The organism is Thermosipho globiformans (assembly GCF_003990895.1).
Taxonomy (GTDB): Bacteria; Thermotogota; Thermotogae; order Thermotogales; family Fervidobacteriaceae; genus Thermosipho; species Thermosipho japonicus.
This window is the reverse complement of sequence record NZ_BHXD01000003.1, coordinates 1-21,873: the sequence shown is the minus strand read 5'-3', so window position 1 is coordinate 21,873 and position 21,873 is coordinate 1. Positions and strand designations below refer to the sequence as shown.

At 29.9% G+C, this 21,873-nt stretch carries 17 protein-coding genes; 9 read left to right on the top strand and 8 right to left on the bottom strand.

Going from position 1 to position 21,873, the window contains the following annotated elements; all coding sequences use genetic code 11:
* The first annotated feature begins 17 nt into the window (after positions 1–17).
* Entirely contained in the window at positions 18–2,306 is a 2,289-nt protein-coding gene (gene priA / locus EO083_RS03220; RefSeq protein WP_241229955.1) for a replication restart helicase PriA, read from the top strand.
* Here priA and EO083_RS03215 read toward each other — a convergent pair.
* Complete coding sequence (locus EO083_RS03215; RefSeq protein ID WP_126992759.1) at positions 2,299–2,754, bottom strand: chemotaxis protein CheW; 456 nt, start codon at positions 2,752–2,754, stop codon at positions 2,299–2,301. The two genes, priA and EO083_RS03215, sit on opposite strands and share 8 nt — an antisense overlap.
* Before the next feature lie 28 nt (positions 2,755–2,782).
* Complete coding sequence (locus EO083_RS03210) at positions 2,783–4,810, bottom strand: helix-hairpin-helix domain-containing protein (RefSeq protein ID WP_126992758.1); 2,028 nt, start codon at positions 4,808–4,810, stop codon at positions 2,783–2,785.
* A 140-nt stretch (positions 4,811–4,950) separates the two neighbouring features.
* Here EO083_RS03210 and EO083_RS03205 point away from each other — a divergent pair, with 140 nt between their 5' ends.
* Both EO083_RS03205 and EO083_RS03200 read left to right on the top strand, forming a co-directional pair.
* Positions 4,951–6,981, top strand: coding sequence for a methyl-accepting chemotaxis protein (locus EO083_RS03205; protein WP_164723689.1), 2,031 nt, complete (start codon positions 4,951–4,953; stop codon positions 6,979–6,981).
* A 150-nt stretch (positions 6,982–7,131) separates the two neighbouring features.
* Entirely contained in the window at positions 7,132–8,391 is a 1,260-nt protein-coding gene (locus EO083_RS03200; RefSeq protein ID WP_126992756.1) for an ABC transporter substrate-binding protein, read from the top strand.
* A gap of 49 nt (positions 8,392–8,440) precedes the next feature.
* On the opposite strand, the gene pyrE is transcribed toward EO083_RS03200, so the two are convergent.
* The 5 genes from pyrE to EO083_RS03175 are packed head-to-tail and all read right to left on the bottom strand — an operon-like array spanning position 8,441 to position 12,182.
* Complete coding sequence (gene pyrE, locus EO083_RS03195) at positions 8,441–9,007, bottom strand: orotate phosphoribosyltransferase (protein ID WP_126992755.1); 567 nt, start codon at positions 9,005–9,007, stop codon at positions 8,441–8,443.
* Complete coding sequence (gene pyrF / locus EO083_RS03190) at positions 8,998–9,609, bottom strand: orotidine-5'-phosphate decarboxylase (RefSeq protein ID WP_126992754.1); 612 nt, start codon at positions 9,607–9,609, stop codon at positions 8,998–9,000. The genes pyrE and pyrF overlap by 10 nt, the downstream gene beginning before the upstream one ends.
* Entirely contained in the window at positions 9,606–10,424 is an 819-nt protein-coding gene (locus EO083_RS03185; RefSeq protein ID WP_126992753.1) for a tRNA-dihydrouridine synthase, read from the bottom strand. Before EO083_RS03185 ends, pyrF begins: the two co-directional genes overlap by 4 nt.
* Positions 10,421–11,068, bottom strand: a complete 648-nt coding sequence (locus EO083_RS03180) for an iron-sulfur cluster-binding protein (RefSeq protein ID WP_126992752.1) — start codon at positions 11,066–11,068, stop codon at positions 10,421–10,423. Before EO083_RS03180 ends, EO083_RS03185 begins: the two co-directional genes overlap by 4 nt.
* Positions 11,046–12,182, bottom strand: coding sequence for a dihydroorotase (locus EO083_RS03175; protein ID WP_126992751.1), 1,137 nt, complete (start codon positions 12,180–12,182; stop codon positions 11,046–11,048). The genes EO083_RS03180 and EO083_RS03175 overlap by 23 nt, the downstream gene beginning before the upstream one ends.
* A 210-nt stretch (positions 12,183–12,392) precedes the next feature.
* On the opposite strand from EO083_RS03175, the gene EO083_RS03170 reads away from it, so the two are divergent.
* Positions 12,393–13,424, top strand: a complete 1,032-nt coding sequence (locus EO083_RS03170; RefSeq protein ID WP_126992750.1) for a hypothetical protein — start codon at positions 12,393–12,395, stop codon at positions 13,422–13,424.
* Here EO083_RS03170 and ispG read toward each other — a convergent pair.
* Positions 13,402–14,436, bottom strand: a complete 1,035-nt coding sequence (ispG, locus tag EO083_RS03165) for a flavodoxin-dependent (E)-4-hydroxy-3-methylbut-2-enyl-diphosphate synthase (protein WP_126992749.1) — start codon at positions 14,434–14,436, stop codon at positions 13,402–13,404. The genes EO083_RS03170 and ispG overlap by 23 nt on opposite strands.
* A 45-nt stretch (positions 14,437–14,481) precedes the next feature.
* Here ispG and EO083_RS03160 point away from each other — a divergent pair, with 45 nt between their 5' ends.
* The 5 genes from EO083_RS03160 (at position 14,482) to EO083_RS03140 (ending at position 21,802) form a co-directional block, all read left to right on the top strand.
* Positions 14,482–16,155, top strand: coding sequence for an HD domain-containing phosphohydrolase (locus tag EO083_RS03160; RefSeq protein ID WP_126992748.1), 1,674 nt, complete (start codon positions 14,482–14,484; stop codon positions 16,153–16,155).
* Between the two features lie 10 nt (positions 16,156–16,165).
* Complete coding sequence (locus EO083_RS03155; RefSeq protein ID WP_126992747.1) at positions 16,166–17,560, top strand: GGDEF domain-containing response regulator; 1,395 nt, start codon at positions 16,166–16,168, stop codon at positions 17,558–17,560.
* A complete protein-coding gene (locus EO083_RS03150; RefSeq protein WP_277600358.1) occupies positions 17,553–19,043 on the top strand; it encodes a M50 family metallopeptidase in 1,491 nt (496 codons plus the stop codon). The genes EO083_RS03155 and EO083_RS03150 overlap by 8 nt, the downstream gene beginning before the upstream one ends.
* Positions 19,044–19,192: 149 nt before the next feature.
* Positions 19,193–21,289 (top strand): heavy metal translocating P-type ATPase, encoded by a 2,097-nt coding sequence (locus tag EO083_RS03145; protein WP_126992746.1) that lies wholly within the window; start codon positions 19,193–19,195, stop codon positions 21,287–21,289.
* A 249-nt stretch (positions 21,290–21,538) separates the two neighbouring features.
* Positions 21,539–21,802: an SHOCT domain-containing protein gene (locus EO083_RS03140; protein WP_164723688.1), complete on the top strand. Its 264-nt coding sequence runs from the start codon at positions 21,539–21,541 to the stop codon at positions 21,800–21,802.
* Positions 21,803–21,873: the final 71 nt, after the last annotated feature.

The following is a 21,873-nucleotide window of genomic DNA, read 5'->3' as shown; positions in this document are numbered from 1 at the left end:
AATGGAAGCCACTTTTTTTGTATGATAAAATAAACATAGAATCAAAAAATAATGAGGTGGTTTTTCTGTTATATCAAGTAGCTTTGTCAAATTCCTCTTTAAAGAAAACTTTTTACTGTCAATCAAACATACCATTGGAAAAAGGAGAAAGAATTATAGTAAAGTTTAAAGGGAAAAAAACAATAGGATATGTTTTGGGGAAAGTTAATAACAGTTTCAATAAAGATAAAGATACATTAGTTTTTCAATCAAGGTTAGATGGAAAAAGCTTTTTAAGAAGCTGGTTAGTTGATGCGTTAAAAGATGCAGCGTATTATTATAACACGCCTGTTGGAAAGCTTTTTGATTTATGTTTTCCAAAAGGTATAGAAAACTACTTTGTTCAAAAGGTAAGATTTAATAACCCTCTTTATGGTTTTGAAGAGTTTACATTGAATGAATTTATAAATAAATTTGGTGAAAGAAAATTACAGCAATTTTTAAAAGATGGAACAATATCTGTGTTTAAGGATTTTAAATTGAAAGTCCCCACTCCAAGGAAAGAAATTTATTTGGAGTTAAAGGCAGATTTAAAAGAGGTTAGCACTAAAAGATTGACAGAGAAACAGAAAAAAGTAATTGACTACCTTTTCTTGAATAAAATCGTTTCATATAAAGAATTAAAAGAGCTTTTAGATATTAATAAAGATGTAATTTTGCAACTTAAAAGGAAAGAATTAATTAAAATATATGAGAATATTCCAGAAAAGATTAAAAAAGTTGTTCTTAATGAGGAACAAGAGAAAGCTGTTGAAGAGGTTGTTAAGAGTAAGTCCAAAGTATTGTTACATGGTGTTACAGGTAGTGGTAAAACAGAAGTATATCTTTCAGTTATAGAAAGGCTAAATACAAAAGTTTTATATCTTGTTCCAGAAGTATCACTAATAGAACAAACACTTTCTAGAATTTATTCTAGATTCCCAGATTTGAAAGTAGAAGTTTATCATAGCTATTTAACAAAAAGCCAAAAGGTAGATGTTTGGCTAAAGGCTATAAAGGGTCAAATTGATGTTTTGATTGGTACAAGAAGTGCATTTTTTATACCTCATAATTATGAATTAATAATCGTCGATGAAGCGCATGATGAAAGTTATTATCAAGATGGTGAAGTAGTGTACGATATAAATTATCTTGCCGATAAGTTCCCTGGTCCAGTTATTTTTGGAAGTGCAACACCAAGGCTTGATCATTATTTAAAGGCAAAAGATAATAAGATGAAAATTTGTAAGTTAACAAAGAGATATGGAGCACATCTTCCTGATGTTGAAATTATAAATATGAAGAAAGAGGAAAAACTAACATATCATCTTTCTAAAAAGCTTGTAGATGAAATGAAAAATGAATTGGATAATTCAAAGAGTGTAATGTTATTTGTAAGGAGAAAGGGCTACTCACTTATTATGTGTACAAATTGTGGTCACGTAGTAAAGTGTCCAAGTTGTGAAGTTGCCTTAACTTATCATAAATCTAATGAAAAGTTGAAATGTCATATATGTGGTTATGAGACAGAAGTTATATCGACTTGCCCAGTATGTGGTTCAATAATGCTTTTAGAAAAGGGCGCCGGAACTGAAAGAATAGAAAAGGAGATTCAAAATCTTTTTCCTGCAAGAAATATTTCGCGAGTTGATACTGAAGTTATTCAAGATTATAGATTATTTCAAAAAATTTTGAAGGGCCTATACAATGGAGAGCTTAATATTTTAGTAGGAACGAAGATGATAACAAAAGGTTTGGATGTTCCTACTGTTAATTTAATTGGAGTAATTGATATTGATGCGATTCAAAGCTTGCCAGATTATAATTCTGCTCTTAATTTGTTTAGGCTTATTGTACAAGTTGTTGGCCGTTCAGGGAGAAAGGAAAAAGGTAAAGCGCTAATTCAGACATATGATCCTGAAAGTCTGGTATTGAAATATGCCGTTAAACAAGATGTAGAAGGTTATTATGACTATGAATTAAACCAAAGGAGGGCTCTCAATTACCCTCCATTTGTTGATATTATTCAAGTTGTTGTTTATTCTAATGAAAAGGAAAGTGGATTTAAAAATGCAGAGAAAATAGTTGAAGAGCTAAAAAATCACAGTATACAAATCCTTGGACCAACTGAATTTTTTATTCCAAAAATAAGAAATTTATATCTACATCATTTTATAATCAAAACAAATGAAGTGTTAAAGGTAAATCAGACTTTAAACGATATATTGGTTAAATTTCCAGCGAAAGTTAGTATAAGAGTCAATCCACCATCATTGTATTTTATTTGATCATATTTTCAATGGCAAGTTTTTCTTCTTTTTTCAGTACTTTTTCAACATCTAAAATTAAGATCATCCTATTTTCGAGTTTTGCAATTCCAAGCAAGAATTCAGCAGATACTCCGCTGTATTCCGGTGTTTGATCTATTTGATCACCGCTTAATGTAATAACTTCTTTTACATCGTCAACTAGAAAGCCCATCTTTTTGCCATTTTCTTCAAATCTAATAACTATTATTTTTGATTTTTCCTTATCTTGGAAATCTTCTAACATGAACTTTTTACGAAGGTTTATAATGGGGATAACTTCACCCATGAGGTTGATGATTCCTTCAACATAATCTTTGGAATTTGGCAGTTTAGTGGTTTTTTCATATTCTTTTACCCTATCTACTTTCATAATATCAATAGCAAATTCTTCATCTCCTAAAACAAAAGTTAAAACTTTTAATTCCATACTGTCACCTCCTCTGTATTTGATTATATCATATTAATTTAACTTTTATATGCCTTAATTGTTGATCTAAATCGATTATTTCAATATCTACAATATCATTAATATTTAGCTCTCTAGTTATAAGTTTTTTGTATAAGAATGCAGATTCTTTGAGCCCTATATCAATAAATGCTCCAAAGTCTGTTATATTTGTAACTTTTCCTTGTAACTTTAATCCAATTCTTAAATCTTCAAAGGTCAAGATATCATCAAATAATTTTGGTTTTGGCATAGACTCTCTTGGGTCTAATCCAGGATTTTTAATCTCATTTATTATGTCCTTTAAAGTTAATATTCCAACATTTAATTCTTTAGAAAGTTTTTCAATGTCAATATTGTCTAAATTAAGACTAATTATTTTATTTGCTATTTCATATTGTTCAGGGTGAATTCTGCTCTTTTCAAGTGGATTTTTTCCATCAATTATTCTTAAAAAACCAGCACATTGTTCAAATGTTTTTTCTCCGATCCCCTCTATGTTTAGTAATTGCTTTCTTTCTATAAATTTACCATGTTTTTCCCTGTATTTTACTATTTTTTTGGCGATTGAAGGTGTAATTCCTGATACGTATTCAAGAAGTTTGGCAGAGGCCGTGTTTAGATTAACACCTACCATATTAACGACATCTTTTGTAACGTTGTTTAGTTCTTCTTTCAACCTTTTTTGATTTACATCGTGCTGGTATTGTCCTACACCAAGTGATTTTGGATCTATTTTTACAAATTCTGAAAGTGGGTCTTGCACGCGCCTACCAATACTTATTGCACTTCTTATTGTAGGGTCTAGGTCTGGGAATTCTTCTATAGCTATTTTTGAGACAGAATATACTGAAGCTCCAGCTTCATTTGCAAAGATATACTTTACATCCAGATTAAATTTTTTTATTGTATTTACTATAAACTTCTGGGTTTCTCTAGATGCCGTGCCATTACCTATAACTATTAGGTTTAAATTGAATTTCTTTATCAATTCTATAACTATTTTTTCCGAATTTTCAATATCATTGTGTGGTGGTGTTGGGAAAATAATTGCTTTTTCAAGGAATTTTCCATTTTCATCAAGAACTGCAATTTTGCATCCAGTTTTATTTCCAGGATCTATAGCAAGGATTCTTTTATCTTTTAATGGTGGTGTGAGTAATAGTTGTTTTAGGTTTTTTGAGAAAATTGCAATGGCTCTATTTTCTGCCTTTTGGGTAAGTTGGTTTCTAATTCTTTTTTTTATAGAATCAAATAATTTTTTCCAACCCATCTCAAGCCCTTTTAATATAATTTCGTTTTTAAGGTCAAGCTTTGTGAGCTTGAATATTTCATTTTTGAATTTATCATCAAGTGCAATTTGGACTTTTAAAATATTTTCCTTTTCTCCTCTGTTTATAGATAGTACACTGTATCCTTTTAGGTTTTTAATTTTTTGAAAAAAATTTTCATAGGCGTCATATTTTGTTTTGTAATCAACTTTTTTAGTACATTTTAAATATCCATATTCAGACATAAGAAATTCTAATCTTTTCCTTATTCTCTCATCATGAGAAAAATTTTGAGCAATAATATTTTTCAAACCTTCTATTACTTTATCTTTTGTATCAAAGGTTTTGCTAAAATATTTTGGAATTTCTTTTTCAAAGCTTTCAGGATTATTTATTAGTTTATTGTAAAGCTCTAAAAGACCATTTTCAATTGCAATATCAGCCTTAGATTTCTTTTTCTTTTTGTACGGTAAATATATCTGTTCAAGTTCATCTAAATCGTACGAATTTTCTATTTTCTTTTTCAACTCTATTGTTAGTTTATTTTCTTTTTCAAGTGCTTTTAAGATTTTCTTTTTTTCTTTTTCTACTTTTTCGTAGTAATGAAGTAGGTTTTGTATTTTTCTTAATTGTTCTTCGTTTAATCCACCGGTTTGGTCTTTTCTATACCTTGCTACAAAATGAATAGTATTTTCTTTTAAAAGTAATAGTGCATTTTTAACTTGCCAGTTTTTTAGGTTCATTTTTTTTGAAATTAGTTTTTCCAAAATTTCACGCTCCTTTTCAGAAGAATTATATCAGAAAATAGATTTATTATTGAGTTATTACTTTTTAATTCCGACTCAATTATGATACAATTAAAATATATATAGAAAATTTATTATATTTTATGAAAGGGGTCGATATTGTGAGAGATAAACTTTTGGTGAAGTTGTTAATTCCATTGATTATTTTTGCAATTTTAATTGTAAGTATTTATATTTCCACTTTATTTATTACGGATCACCAAAAGTCTGATTCTGTTGTAATTAATCTTGCAGGAAGACAAAGAATGTTAACTCAAAGAATATCTAAAGATATTCTCATATATTCTATTTATGAGGACAAAAATATTAAGGAAGATTTACTAATATGTAAAAAAGCATTTGATGTTACTTTAAGTGCTTTGATAAACGGCGGAGAGGCTCCTTTTGATTTGAAAGGTACTGTGAAGGTAACACTTCCGCCGGCATCAGGTGATGTTAAAAATCAGCTTGAGAAAGTCAAAAAAATTTGGACATCATTTAAGGAACACATTGAAAAGTTTTTGTCCCTTGGAAAAGAAGATGATTTAAAATATATAATTGGCAATAATCTTGCTTTGTTGAGTGAGATGAACAAAGCTGTCACTTTATTGCAAAAAGATGCAGAGAAAAATGTTATTATGATGAAAAATATACAATTATTATCACTTGTTTTTGGTATAGGTGTTATAATTATTACATTGGTTCTTTACCACAAACAAATTTTGAAGCCAGTTAAGTATCTATTAGAGAGTGTGAAACAGCTTGCAAAAAGCAATGGTGATCTTACTAAAAAAATTCCAAGTTTTACGAATGATGAAATTGGTAAAACTTCTAGATATTTTAACGAATTTATTGATATGTTACGAAAATCTTTGCTAGTAATTTCTGATACATTTGGTAATGGAATAATTTCTTTAGGAAGTTTTGAGAGAATAATTGGGAAGTTTGATAGGGAATTTCAAGAATCTTTAGGAATGTTAGATTCAATTAAGACTAACTCTGAAAATGTTATTTCTTCAGTTAAAGATGCAAGTTATGGTATTGAAGAAATAGCTACAACTGGTCAGAAGTTAGCTGAAATTAGTCAAGAATTAAGTAGTTTGACATCGGAAATGTCGGATATGGCTCAAAATGGTCAAAATACAATTAGGTATGTTGGAGAAGCAATAGGATCAATTAGAAGTGAGATGGAAAAAGTATCACATGATATGGAAATGCTTAATAAAAATGCTGGAACTGTGAATATGGTTGTTGAGACAATTGCCAATATTGCCGAACAAACAAACTTACTCGCTTTAAATGCAGCGATTGAAGCGGCCCGAGCAGGAGAGGCAGGAAAAGGGTTTGCAGTTGTTGCTGATGAAATTAGGAAGCTTGCTGAAGAAAGTAAAAAGGCAACTGAAAGAATTTCGGATAATCTTTCAGAAATTGTTAGAGGTATAAATGATACTTCAAGAAATATTTTGGATATTTCAGGAAGTGTGAATGAAGCTACTCAAAAGATAGATCAGTCTATTGAAGAAATAGAAAAGGTTTTAGAGAAAACAAAGGATGTGGATGAAATAGCGATGAATGTTGCAGCTAGTGCCCAGGAGCAAAATGCAGCTACTGAAGAAATGACTTCAATTTCACAAAATATTACGAGTTTAATAACAGAGTTTTTCAATACTATGAATGTATTAGAAAAAACATTTGAAAATTTGGGAGATGAAAATAAAAAAATTGATGAACAAGTTTCTGGATTAAGCGAGAGATTTTTTAAGAGTTTTGAGGAATTTTTAAAACTTAATTTTTATTCTAAAGAAGATATAATTGAAAGGATTGAAAGAGCGATTGAAGATCATAACAATTGGATTAAAAAGCTTGAATTAGTAATTACTGAAAAAGAATATGATATAGGAGTTGATCCAGAAAAATGTGCTTTTGGAATGTTTTATAATATTTTAAAACCACCAGTGGAAATTCAAGAGGTTTGGGAAAAAATTGGTGAATTACATGTAAAACTTCATAATGAAGCGTCTGTTATATTAGAATTAGTTGAAAATGGAAATATAGAAGAGTCATGGAAAAAATTTGAAGAGGCTAGAAACATTTCAAACGAATTAAAAGAACTATTGAAAAAAGTTCGAGAAATGATTAATTCACTTTTATGAATAGTTTTTAAAATTATTCAATTATAGAAGTTGTTTGCAAAAAAAAGTCGAAAAGTGTTATAATAAATGTTGCTTGAAGGGTAAAATAAAAGTGTTAAAGTTTAACAATCATATTTTTTGTAAAATTCATTATGAAGGAGGGGAAAGTATATGAAAAAACTATTGGTAATTTTATTGTCACTTGTTGTTATTTTTTCGTTTGCAAAGACTAAAGTTGTATTTTGGCATGCTATGGGTGGAAATCATGGAAAAACATTAGAGCAGATTGTAAATTCATTTAATGAATCACATCCTGATATTGAAGTAGAAGCTATTTACGTTGGAAATTACGGTGCTTTAGCTCAAAAACTTCTTGCTGGTGCACAAGCTGGGGAACTTCCAACAATTGCACAAGCTTATTCAAACTGGACTGCAAAATTAATTCAAAGTGGTGTTGTCCAAAAGCTAAATGACTTTTTAAACGATCCGAAAATAGGACTTACAAGAGAAGAATGGGAAGATGTATACGAACCATTGAGAAAAAATTGTATGTGGGGCAATGACATTTACGCTGTTCCTTTCAACAAGAGTCTTTACATATTGTACTACAATGCAGATCTTCTAACACTTTACGGTGTTGATGTTCCAAAGTCAATTAATGAACTTTACTATGCCGCAAAAGTTTTAACTGAGGATGTTGATGGTGATGGTAAACCTGATCAATATGGATTTGGATTTAGAACAACTGCAGACTTGTTCCAAATTCTTCTTTCACTTAGAGGCGGTTCAGTTTTAAGGATGGAAAATGGAAAATGGGTATCAAATATAGATAGCCAAGAAACAAGAGATGTTTTAAGCTTTGTTAGAAAATTAGTTGATGAGGGTATTGCATATTATCAAGGTGGATACATGAATGATCCATTTGGTCAACAAAAGGTTGTTATGTACATAGATACAATTGCAGGAAGAAAATATGTTGAAAGCTCTGTAAAAGGTAAATTCAATTGGGGTTGGGCACCTGTACCAGTTTGGAAGACAAGACATGTTCCATTTGCAGGAACTGACGTTATTATGTTTGCAAATGCAACTGATGAAGAGAAAAAAGCAGCTTGGGAATTTATGAAATACCTTATTTCACCAGATGTTACAGCATTCTGGTCAGTAAATACTGGTTATATCCCAGTAAGGAAGAGTGCTCTTGAAACAAATATTTGGAAGGAAAATGTAAAATCAGATCCTCTTGCAGAGATTCCACTTTCTCAGATTAACAATGCAATATTTGATCCACAAATTGGAGTATGGTATGAAATTAGGAATGTTGTTGGAAACATGTTCTCAGATTTTGTAAATGGAAAAGTTGATATGGAAACAGCAATTAAAACGGCAGATGATCAAATTAAGAAATATTTGGCAGAAGAATACGGAGAATAATTTTATTCTGTAGAAATTGAAAGCAAAGCGTGGTCCTACCACGCTTTGCTTATTTTTTAATGAATCTACTTCCTGGTTTTTCAAGGGGAATATTTTTTTTACAGAGCGGGCATTCATTTGGAGAGTAAATTGGAAGTTCTAGTTTTATTAAATATTCATATGGAACATCGAATAGATTTGAACTAGATCTGTTAATGATTGAACCAATGCAGCAAAGATTTCCTTCACTCTCATTTACAATTTCGATTACTTCTTTTACTGATTTTCCTGTAGTTATTACATCTTCAACTATTGCAACGCGCTCGCCTTTATTTATTTTAAATCCACGTCTGAGAGTCATAATACCGTTTTCTCTTTCAGCAAAGATATTTCTAATATTAAGATATTTTGCGACCGAGTATGCAAGATGTATTCCTCCCATTGCAGGGCCAATTATTAAATCTGGTTTGTATTTTTCTAGCTTTTCGGCAAGCATTTTTGCCACCATATCACCGTATGTAGGGAATTCAAAGAGCCGTGCGCATTGGACATATTTTTCAGAGTGATTTCCCGATGAAAGTAAAAAATGTCCCGTCAAAAGTGCGCCAGTTTTTTCAAGGATTTCTTTTATTTCCATTTTAATTCCTCCTTGATTTTTTCAATTTTTTCTTTAGGATTTTCACTGAGGTAGATTTCTCTACCTAAAACTGCAAAGTCTGCAATATCTTTTATTTGTTCCAATGTAATGATATCTTTTTGATCATCTGCTTTGACTTGCATTCTTATACCGGGAACTAGAAATTTTCCATCGAGCTCTTTTCTTAAATTTATAGCCCAACGCCCAGGAAGAACAAATGAACTGTTGATGTTTTCTAGCTCTTCTATTGTCTTTAGATAGTCTGATAATTCTCCAACTTGAGAAGTTAGTTTGACTACTGAGAAAATGATTTTTTCTGTTGAATCAAGCGCTGCCTTAACACTTTCAATTCCCGCGGCACTATGGACTGTAAAACCTATTATAGCCGGATGTTCCCAGCTTTTAATTGATCTAGAAACTGTTGAAGGAATATCGCAAAATTTTAAATCTAATATTACTTTGACATTTCTCTTTTCAAGTTCATCTAGAATTTTTTTGCCATAAATAGCCAAGTTATGCCCTACCTTTACAACATTAAAACTTCCATATTTATCAATGAATTCTAAGGGTTTTTCCATATCTAAGCTCAATACAGGTATCATTTTCCCACTCCTTTCAAATAATTTCCAAGTTCTTCAACAACTTGAGGATCTTTAAATAATGCGCTTCCTACTGAAATAGCATCTGCTCCTACTAAAAGAAAATCATCTACATCTTTTTTTGTATATATTCCACCTGATGCTATTATATATATATCTTTTAGAACTTTTCTAACCTCATATATTGCTCGTAATGCTATAGGTTTTAAAATTGGGCCAGAAAGTCCTCCTGTAACTATTTTCCCATCTTTTATTAGAAGACCTCTAACACAGTTTATTAGTGTAAGGCCGTTCCATCCAAATTCTTTCACTTTTTTTGATAAAACTTCTACAAAATTTCCTTCAATACTTAATTTTGCTATTAAAAATGAATCCGGAAGTATTTTTCGAACATTTTCAAGAATTTCTTCCCATTCAGTTATATCTGAAAGAATTGAAAGTCCACCTTTTTTTACATTTGGGCAAGAAAAATTAAATTCAATTGCTTCAAATTTTTTAGCATGCGGTGCAATTTTTTCTGCAATTTTTATGTATTCATCTTTGCTATCTCCTCCAAGGCTGAGAATTGTTTTTGTTTCTTTAAGCACAAATTTTTCAATGTTTGATATAACGTATTCTATTCCAGGATTTTCAAGTCCGATGCTATTAATTATATAGTTTTCCGAATTTTCCATTCTTTTTGTTTTGTTCCCTGGCTTTGGATTTAAAGTTATGGTTTTTAATGTATATGCACCTACATATTTTGGGTTTATAAGGTTTAGATATTCTCCACTTCCCCCAGGTCCAGAAGCTATAACTAGAGGTGGGTTTAGATTCATAGTATATCCCTCCTAAATATTGGTCCGTCTGTACAGACGTGCTTAACACCATCTTTTGTAAAAACGGCACAGCTTTTACAAGCACCAATGCCACATCCCATATATTCTTCAAGTGATACAAAAACATTTTTGGATTCAATGTTTGAAAGAACAAATTCTTCCATTTGTTTTGAACCACTTACTAGATACCAATCATATGGCTTTAATGTTTTTATTTTTTTGGAAAAATTTTCATTTCCAACTACGCTTTCAAAAGGAAGTTCGAAATTTATTTTACTTTTGCTTCCAATAAGGACATCACAAGAATATTTTTCATGTAGAAGATTTGCTAAAGTAATACATGTTGGAGATGCTATAACTATGCCCTTGCCTGTAGGTGGTATGAATTTATTGCCTAACGGAAAGTGTGCTTTAAACTTTTTTTCTTCAAAGACGATATATTTTGTTCCTTCCCCTTTTATTTGAACTGATACAGCTATGTTGCCTTCCCATTTTCCAAGTATAAAAGGCTTTCTTGTTAGCGAAGGAGTTTGAATCATTATAAATTGACCTTCATCAAATTTAAATTTTTCATTGAAGGAAACTATGAATGTATCTTCATTTATTTGAATTACATCTTTCTTAGTCAAGTAAGTATTCTCCATTCCAAAACCCCCATTTTCCATTTATTTTTACTCCAACAATTTTTCCTTTTAATTTCATACCATCAAAAGCACAATTTTTGCCTTTACTGTAAAATTTTGTACTATCAACTATAAATTCTTGGTTTAGATCCACAACCACAAAATTTTCTGAATCAAATTTTGGTTTTATTTTTAATCGTCTTCTAGGAGAGTCACAAAGTTTATTGATTACGATCATAAGGTCTTCAATGGCAGTATAAAAAGCAGAAAAAGCGATTTCAATATTTGAAGTACCATATGGATCTTTTTCAAAGTCATTTTTTTTGTCAGGATGTGGGGCATGGTCAGTAGCAAGAATATCTATATCATTGTTTTTTACGGCCTCAATTAAAAATTCTCTTGTTTGTTGGTTGGCAAGGGGTGGGTTGATTTTAAAGTTTGAATTTTTGATATGCTCATTTGTTAATAAAAGGTGGTGTGGAGTTACTTCACAGGTTATATTTGCATATTTTTTTAAAAAGTTTATCATTTCCAATGTATAAATTGATGAAATGTGCTGAATATGAAAGTCTCTAAAACCAAATTCAATCCCTGTTAAGATAGTTCTAGCTACTGCAACTGCTTCATTAGTTATTGGCCGTTTAGGCAGATTTTCTATTTTTTTGTAAAAAATTCCCGGATGTTCAAACATTTGACTGTGATCAAGAAGAAGGTGTGGTTTTTTCTTTGAAAAATTTTCTACTAAATCATTGTAATTGTATTCAATGCCATCAGTGGAATAACATAGAATATCTATGTTGTTTGGTTCTTGGGAGCCAAAAAATGATGTTGTTCTGTAGAATCTAACGTATGGATTTTCAGAAAGTTTTTTGTGCCTTTCATGGACTTTACTATTTTCTAGTCTTGGTTTTGTGTTTGGTTGAATTAGAACTTCAGAAAATCCACCAGCTATACAAGCTTTTTTTAAAGATTCATAATCTTCTTGACCTTCTAATAATCTTACATGGGTGTGAAAATCAAAAAATGTTGGAACAACAACTAATTTCTCAGAACGTATGTTTTTTGGCAAAGAAATTTCCTCATAGAAAAGCTTTTTTTGGTAAGGATCATACACTTTTATTGAAATAAATCTCACCTCCCCCACAGCTAAAGAAAAAGGGGCCCAATAGTGAGCCCCTTTTTCAAGGATTTATGTGAAAAATATTAATTTTTAATTTTTGTTCGAAAGTTTTCATTTTTATACCCCCCATTGAACTTACCTTATAATTTTATATCATATTTGTGGAGATTAATCAAGTTGTTGAGTTTTTAAATAAATGATGTAGAATTAAATAGAGGTGAATTTATGAGGGTATTTTTAAACGTGGAAGAGTTAAAAAGAGTGTTAAAGTTAATAGATAAAACAGTAGGAACAGTTGAAAAAACAAATAGAATAGTTGGATTTAAATATGAAAACGGATTTTTAAATCTTTATGGTAGTGATGGCTGTCTAAGTTTAAAGGCAAAAGTTTCAGAAATGAATCCGACAACTCTTTCTTTTTCTGTTCCATTGGATATATTGAAATTTTTTGTATTTGAGCTCTCAGGTAACATCTCAATTTATTCTGATGGAAATTATGTTGTATTAAAAGCAAAAGACGAAAATTTGAAATTAAAGACAGAACGTTTTTCTTTCAAGAATTTTGAAGAAAGATATGAAGAATTAATTAATATTCCTATAAATGTATTTGTAAATGATCTAGATTTTGTATCAAGTCACTTAGAAGAAGGAAATTATGTGGATTTTTACTTTGGAAGTAAAGTAAGAATGGTAGCAGAAAATGGCGGAATTATTAATTATGTTGTAAGAGATAAGAAAAGTAAAGAATATTCTTGGAGAATTCCTTATTATTCAGCACGGCATTTAATAAAGGCTTTGTCTGAAATAAAAAGTGGAGAATTAAGTGTTGGTGAAGGACTTAATAAATTGGTTTTGTCATCAGATTATTTGTTTAATGTGTGTGGTGAAGAGCTTGATCACTTGGATCTTGTGCCATTAGAAAATGAAATTGAAAAGTCTGAAGAATTTTTAAGGGTTAGTTTAAAAAGTATAAGACGATTTTTAAGAAGAGCTATGATTTCTGGAAGATACTCAAGACTAAAAATATTTGGTAATGAAAAAGGGCTTTATTTTTATGCTTTTTCTGAAAATATGGAATATAGAGGGCATATAGATATTAGTAGTAAATATATTTTCCAAACAACAACAAACGCCTATTTTTTAAGAAGCGCTTTAAATAGAATAGGTAGCGAAACATTATTGTTCTTTAAAGGTGAAAAGTATTTAATAATATCAACTATGCAAAAAAGAAGATTTATTCTTCTTCCGCTTTTATAATATATTCTTCTAGAACTTGAAAAATTTCTTCTTTTTTGAAAGTTCCTACTATCTTTCCTTTATAGAATAGCAAAAATCCATTTTGAACTCCTGCAATTCCAATATCAGCATCTTTTCCTTCTCCAATACCATTTACAACGCACCCTAGAACTGCTATTTTTATGTTTTTTTCAACCTTTGAAAATCTTTTTTCAATAATACTAGCCCATTTTTCAACATCTATTGTGGTTCTAGCACAAGTAGGGCATGCTATTATTTGTATTCCTTTTCTGAGATTTAAAGATATTAAAAGTTTTTTTGCAGCCAGTACTTCTTTTACAGGGTCTCCTGCAATGGAAATCCTTATTGTATCACCTATGCCTTTATATAAAAGATAGCCCAAAGCAGTAGAAGATTTTATAATTGCCCATTCGTATGTTCCTGCTTCTGTAACTCCAATATGAAGTGGATAGTCCGTCATTTTTGAAATTTTTTCGTATGCTTTTATTGTTTCAATAACATCTGAGCTTTTTACGGAAATTACAATGTTTTCAAAGCCAAATTTTTCGAGTAACCTAACTTCTTTTAGTGCTGCTTGGCATAGCGCATCAATTTTAGGAAGCTTTTCAAATTCTTTTGGAATGGATCCTGAATTTGCACCTACTCTTATAGGAACATTATATTCTTTTGCGACTTTAATAATTTCTTTTACTTTTTCATCATTTCCAATATTTCCAGGGTTTATTCTAACTTTACTGGCTCCATTTTTAATGCTTTCTATTGCAAGCTTATAGTCAAAATGTATATCAGCTATAATTGGGATTGGAGATTCTTCGGTTATTGTTTTTAAAGCTTTAGCAGCTTCAAAAGTGGGGACTGAAACTCTAACTAATTCACAACCTGAGTTGTATAAATTTTGAATCTGTTTCAATGTGTTTTTTGTGTCTTCTGTTTTTGTATTTGTCATAGATTGTATAACAACCGGATTTTTCCCGCCAATTTTAACGTTTTTAATATTTATTTCTTTAGTCATTTTAATGCCTCCTTGTGATAAAATAATAGTTAAGAGGGTGATAATATGAGGTTAAAAGATGAATTAATATTATTGCTGAGAAAAGGTTTCTATGTTTTATTGATAGTATTTATTTTGATGTTTGTTACTATAACAATTTTACTATTTAATTTTGAAAAAAACAATCTAATTAACTTTGCAAATTTTGTAAAATCAGCGGTAGAAGAAAAAAGTTTTGATAGTAGTGAGTCGGTTATAGATTATACAAATAAGTTGATAGCAAATAAAGAGGAATGCCTGTTTTTTTCTCCTGTCAAGAAAAATAGATTGTTCTATGTTAGTGTTCCAATAAAGGTTTTAGATTATAATTTTGTAATTTGCAAAGATTTAAGATCAAGTTTTTTTAAACTTTTTATTGTTTTTGGAGTATTTTTATTGATGTTTTTGATTATATATTATAGATTGAAAAATTCGTATGTAAAATTTGCAAAAGAACTTGAAGAAGGACTTAAAATTCTTAAAAATTCTATGGACCATTTTCAAAATTATCTTGAGCTTAGTACTGTTAATAGAGAATTGAGAATTGTTGAATTAGATGAACTCAAAGAAAGGTTTAATTATCTTCAAAAGGTTGTATTGGACAATGAAAAAGAGCTACAGGAAATGTTTTATTCGGAAGAAAGATTAAGAAAAGAAGTTGAACAATTAAATAACTTACTTGTATCAGTTTATGATATACTCTCTAATATTATTCCTGAAGAAGATTTAGAGGAGATTGCTTATAAAATACTTAAAAAGTTGATTTCTATAATACCAGATGTAAATGCTGGAAGTATTATTTTAAAGGATGGTGGAAAGTACAGGTTTTATGCACAAATAGGTTATAGTGATGCTTTAAAAAATATAGTTTTTACAGATGAAGATGATGTGGTTGGTGTAAGGTATGAGGGATTTGTTAATGGGAAAATATTTAAGGAAATAAATGAAAAAAGCGTATTTAAAGACAAATTTGAAAAATTAGGTAGTAATAAAATAAAATCTTCGTATATAATTCCGATTTATGTTAATAACGAAAAGTTTGGTGGTATTTGTTTGGATTCATTTGTAAATGAAAAACTAGTTATACCAGAATATGCAACTGAAATATTTGGAAAACTATTTGGGAACTTTTTGTATCTAAAGTTATATGGAAAGAGAATGGAGAAATTATTTGAAGAAATTTTAACAATGCTTGTAGAAGTTGAAGAAAAGTTATCAAATAAAGAACATTCTAAAATGGTAGCAAATGTCTCTAAGATAGTAGCTAAAAAGATGGGACTAGATGTAGAAAAAGTTTACAGGGCTGCATATTTGCACGATATTGGAAAAATAATGGTAGACAAAGCAATTCTAAAAAAGCCCGGAAGGTTAACAGAAAAAGAAAGAAGATCAATTGAAAGTCATGTAGAGTATGGATATGAACTATTGAGCAAATTTGAAGGTTTTAAAGATATTGCAGAGATAGTTTTATACCATCATGAAAGGTGTGATGGAAAAGGTTACCCTAAAGGTTTAAAATGTGAACAAATACCTATAGAAAGTAGGATAATAAGTGCTGTGGATGTTTGTTGTACATTGATGATTAAAGGGTATGAAAAAGATGAGGTGATAAATTTACTTAGAAAAGATGTAGAAAACGGAAAATTGGATGGTAATATTGTTGGAATTTTGATAGAATTGTTAAGGGAGAATATAATTTAGGGGTGAAGTTATGAATAAAAAGGTATTGGTAGTTGATGATAGTAAGTTATGGAGAGAATTCTTAAAAAGTATAATTAAAGGTTTTGGGTGTACAGTAAAAGTTGCAAGTGATGGTTTGGAAGCTATAAATAAATTTTTTGAATTTATGCCTGAGATAGTTATAACTGACTATATAATGCCTAATATGAATGGAGTACATTTGACTAGGTTTATAAGATCATATCCTCAATTTAAAAATGTTGGAATAGTTATTTTGACTGCTGAAAATGAATCTATAAATTCATTTTGGGCAAAAGAAAGTGGTGCAAATTTATTTTTGCAAAAGACTTTAGACAGGGAGAAAATTATTGAAAAACTAAAAAAATTTTGTGAAAGAGATTATACGATAGAATGGTCTATGGAATTTTATAAAGTTAGAAAAGAGCCGTATGGAGAATTAGTAGATGTTCTTGAAGAAAGATTAAGAGATGAAATTATAACCTCAAAAATATTTAGTATGCTTCAGTACATTGAAGATGAAGAGTATCTTTTGAATAGTTTTTTTAATATGTCTGTCAGTTTTTTTGATCCAAGATCCATTCACGTTCTTTTAATAACCTTATCTGAAGGTCGTATATACAGCTATTCAAGAGATAATGAAAAATTTTCTCTTGATAATGTTAAAGAAAAACTTTTTAAAATTTTGAAAAAACCAGTAACTCCATCAAAATGGAAATATGTGGGTAATTTTTCAAAAGATGGAAGGTCACTAAATAACATAAAAAGTTTTGTTTTAATGCATAATGGTATTGAGCAAGGAGTAATTTTGTTTGAAAATGTTGAAAAGGATAATGATTTCAAAAAATATTTAAATGTTGCGTTAGAACCTTTAGGATTAGTTTCAAAAATTTTGAATGATTTTTCAGATTTTAAAATTAAAGTTGAAATTGATAATTTAACACAAGTGTTTAATAAACAGTTTATTATTTCAAAATTGAATGAACTTTTGAAAATGCATAGAAGGCAAAACTTACCGCTTTCGGTTGTAATGATTGATATAGACGATTTTAAGAAAATAAACGATACTTATGGTCATATAAAGGGCGACGAGGTATTGAAACAATTTTCTAAATTAATTAAAGAAGGACTTCGAGAAAGCGATTATTTGGGAAGATATGGTGGGGAAGAATTTTTAGTTATATTTCCTGCAACAAGCTGCTCTGATGCAAAAAAGGTTATGGAAAGAATTTTGAATAAAGTTAATAAGTATAACTGGAAAGAAGAGCATGGAATAGAAAAAATTACATTCAGTGCAGGAATTTGTTGCAATCTTTCAAAAACAGTACTTGGTCTAATAAATAAGGCTGATGAAAAACTTTATAGAGCAAAAAGAAATGGTAAAAATCAAGTAGTCGGAGGTGAGTAGTATTTTAATAACCATTATTTCATTTATTTTGGTTTTCATGTTTGTGGTTATAGTTCATGAATTTGGACATTTTTTGTTTGCAAAGATTTTTAAGGTTTCGGTCCTTGAATTTTCAATTGGTTTTGGACCAGCTATTTTTAAGAAAAAGTTTGGAGAAACTGTCTGGAAGATAAATATAATTCCCTTTGGTGGATACGTTAGATTAAAGGGTGAGGATTTTGATGAAAGTGAAGAAGATGGACTTTATGCAAAACCAGCATGGCAAAGGCTATTAATAGCGTTTGCAGGACCTTTATTTTCTATTTTGGCTGCATATATACTTTTTATACCTATAGTATTAAATTGGGGTGTTCCTGCTGTAACAATTGGGAAGGTAATAGAAAATTCACCCGCTCAAGAGTATGGACTTCAACCTGGAGATGTTATTTACAAACTTAATGGAAAAAGAATATTTGATTCTTATGAAGTTACAAATACAGTATCAAAGGGAAAAGTTGTAAAGATGGAGATTTTAAGAAATGGAGAAATAATTAAAAAAGAAATTCCTCCTAGAATTTCTCCACCTGAATACATTTTCTTGTTAGATGATGTGAAAGGAGATATAAATGGGAAAATAGTAAAAATAAATGGTTATAAAGTTGGAATTGATTTAAAACTTGAAAGTGGTACTTTTGTAGAGCTTGAAGATGAGTTTGGCAATACAATTTCTGGGGTATTAGTTCAATATTCTTATGTTCCAGAAAGACCAACAATTGGTTTTTATTATGCTGGGTTTAAGCCAGTGATTGAAAAAGATATGCATCCGTTTAAAAAAAGAGATATCCTTTTAAAAGTGAATAATAGAGAGATTGATGATTATATTTCTCTTGTTAATGTTATAACAGCCTTAAAACTTTCAGAAAATCAAGTGTATATAGATATCTGGGGACAGCAAATAAGAGAAAAAATTGTACCTTTAGGCAATAATTTAAATGTACTTGTATTAAGAAATGGAAAGGAAATTGCTTTGAATTTAGACAAAAAAGAGTTTTTAGATATAGTTTCAACACCTGGATTTTTCAAGCAAGAAAGTTATGTTATTAAACCAAAGAACTTTTTTGATGCAATCTCCCTTGCAATTGCAAGATGTAATTCAGCTGCAATATCTATATGGAAGGCATTTGGAAAATTGTTTACAACTGGGCAAGGTGTAGAACAAGTAGCAGGTCCTATAGGTATTGCAGTTATAGTTGGTGAAGCAGCAAAAGCTGGTTGGGAAACTATTTTAACGGTAGTAGCATTATTTACCCTTAACTTGGGAATATTTAATTTATTACCTCTTCCTGCACTTGATGGTGGAAGGATAGTATTTTCTCTGATTGAGATTATTTCTAGGAAAAAGGTAAATAGAAAGATTGAAGCAATAGTTCATACTATAGGATTCTTCATATTGATGGCTTTAGCATTTTATTTTATGTTTTCTGATTTTAGCAAGTTTTTTTAATATTGGAATTGGTCTTTTGCCTGGATGGACAAATTAAACTTGATTGATGAAGTACAGCTTACACATATATAAGTTGACTTTATAAGTAATTTTTGTTATAATATAATTGAACAATTATTCAATTATTCAAAGATAAAGGAGGGTTTAAAATGAAAAAAAAAGAATTTGTACTTGAAGGGTTAGACTGCGCAAGTTGCGCTGCAAAGATAGAAAATACTGTTAAAAATTTAGACAATGCAGATGATGTGGAACTTAATTTTATAACGAAAACTTTATCTATTAAAGTTAATGATGAAAGCGAAGTAGAAGAAATAAAGAAAATAGTAAAAAAAATAGAACCCGATGTAGAAGTTTATGAGAAAAATGATACAAAGATGAAGAACAGAAAGAAAAAAGAAACAGAGGAAGAGTTTGACAAAAAAATAGAAATAATCAGGCTAATTTCAGCATTTGGTATATTTATAACGGCTTTGTTTGTAAGAGAACCATTTTGGTTACAATTAACATTATATATAGTTGCATATTTAATTTCTGGTGGAAAAGTATTGTTAAGATCATTTAAGAATATTGTGAGAGGGAATGTTTTTGATGAAAACTTTTTAATGAGTGTTGCAACGATTGGAGCTTTTTCTATAGGTGAATTTCCAGAAGCCGTTGGGGTTATGGTGTTTTTTGAAATAGGTGAATTATTACAGGACATGGCAGTAGACAATTCAAAAAAATCAATAAAAGCATTGCTAGATATAAGACCAGATTATGCGAATCTCTTAAAAGAAGATAAAGAAATGAAAGTACCGCCAGAGCAAGTTAAAAAGGGTGACATAATTATAGTAAAACCTGGTGAAAGGGTACCTTTGGATGGAGTAGTTATTAAAGGAAATTCAATGGTAGATACTTCAGCATTAACTGGTGAGTCAGTTCCACGCTCCGTAAAAGAAAATGACGAAGTTATGAGTGGTTTTATTAATCTTAATGGCCTTATTACCATAAAAGTTGAAAAAGAATATTCTGAGTCTACGATATCAAAAATACTTGATATGGTTGAGAACGCAGCAGCAAAAAAAGCTAAAACAGAGAAACTTATTACAAAATTTGCTAAATACTATACTCCAGTAGTTGTTTTTTTGGCTATGGCATTAGCAACTTTACCACCATTAATTATTGGAGCACCATTTAATGAATGGTTATACAGGGCATTAATTTTTCTTGTTATTTCCTGTCCATGTGGACTTGTCCTTTCTATTCCACTTGGATATTTTGCAGGCGTTGGTGCATTGTCAAAGCAAGGTGTTCTTGTTAAAGGTGGAAATTATTTGGAACGATTAAAAAATTTAAATACTGTTATTTTTGATAAAACTGGAACATTGACAGAAGGAGTTTTTGAAGTAGTAGAAATAAAAACATTTAATGGATTTAAAAAAAATGAAATACTTAAAATAGCAGCTTATAGCGAAAAACATTCAAATCATCCTATTGCGGAATCGATAAAGAAAAAATTTGGAGAAGAAATTGATGAAAATCTTATAGAAGATTATGAAGAAATTTCGGGTTATGGTATAAGAGCAATAATAGATGGAAAAGAAATACTTGTAGGAAACAGAAAGTTAATGAACAAGTTTAAAATAAGAACACCTGAAATAAACTTTAGTGGAACTATAGTATTTGTTGCAGTTGATGGAAAATTTGCCGGTTATATTGGAATATCAGACAAAATTAAACCAGGAGTAAAAGATATAATGAATGACCTTAAAAATCTAGGGGTAAGAAAAACAGTTATGCTTACTGGAGATAGTGAAAAAGTTGCTCAATCAGTTGCCAAAGAAGTTGGAATTGATGAATATTACGCTGAACTACTTCCAGGTGATAAGGTTAACTTTTTTGAAAAGTTTGATGAGGGAATTTCTACAGCGTTTGTTGGTGATGGAATAAATGACGCACCTGTAATAACCAGAGCGGATGTTGGTATTGCTATGGGTGGTCTTGGATCGGATGCAGCAATAGAAGCAGCAGATGTTGTCATAATGGATGATGATCTTTCTAAGTTATTAGATTCAATAAAAATATCTAGAAAAACTTTAAAGATTACGTGGCAAAATATAACAATAGTTCTTGGAATAAAAATATTGTTCCTTATTTTAGGTGCATTAGGTAAGACAGATATGTGGGGAGCAGTTTTTGCGGATGTTGGAGTAACGATAATAGCAGTGTTTAACACATTAAGAATATTAAAAGTAAAAAAGAAATAGAAAAATTCCTAGAAGTTCTATATGTATTGAGTTTCAGAATTTTTAAAAGGTATACCCGATCAAATTATTTGAAAGAAAAATATAACATATCAAAAATAATGTAAAAGAATGCTTAAATAGTTACTAAAGTAAGGATTTGTGAGATAACTCATTTGCATATTTTAAATAATTAATCATGTAAGTAATATAGTAAAAAACGGAATTAAATTATTTGAAACTATGTTAGAAAAATAAAAGGAGACTTCTCATATGTGTGTATGGATTAGGAATGGGTCTGGCCTTTTCATAGGTAGTGGTTATAGAGTGGTAAGAAACTTTGTTTCGTTTATAATGTTGATAGTAATAATAGGGGTCGTATATTTCATATTTAAAGATTTTAAAAATAATTATGCGGGAAAAGATAAAAATGTTAGGATTGATAACTATGATGTGCTGAAAATTTCAAATGAAAAATCATGTAAAAAAGAAATTACGAAAAAAGAATATTTAAGAAAAAGGAAACTGGTTGAATAGAGGTGAAGAATAATGAGATATGGGATGTTAAAAGAAACAAATTATGGATTTGAAGAAGCAATATCAAAAAT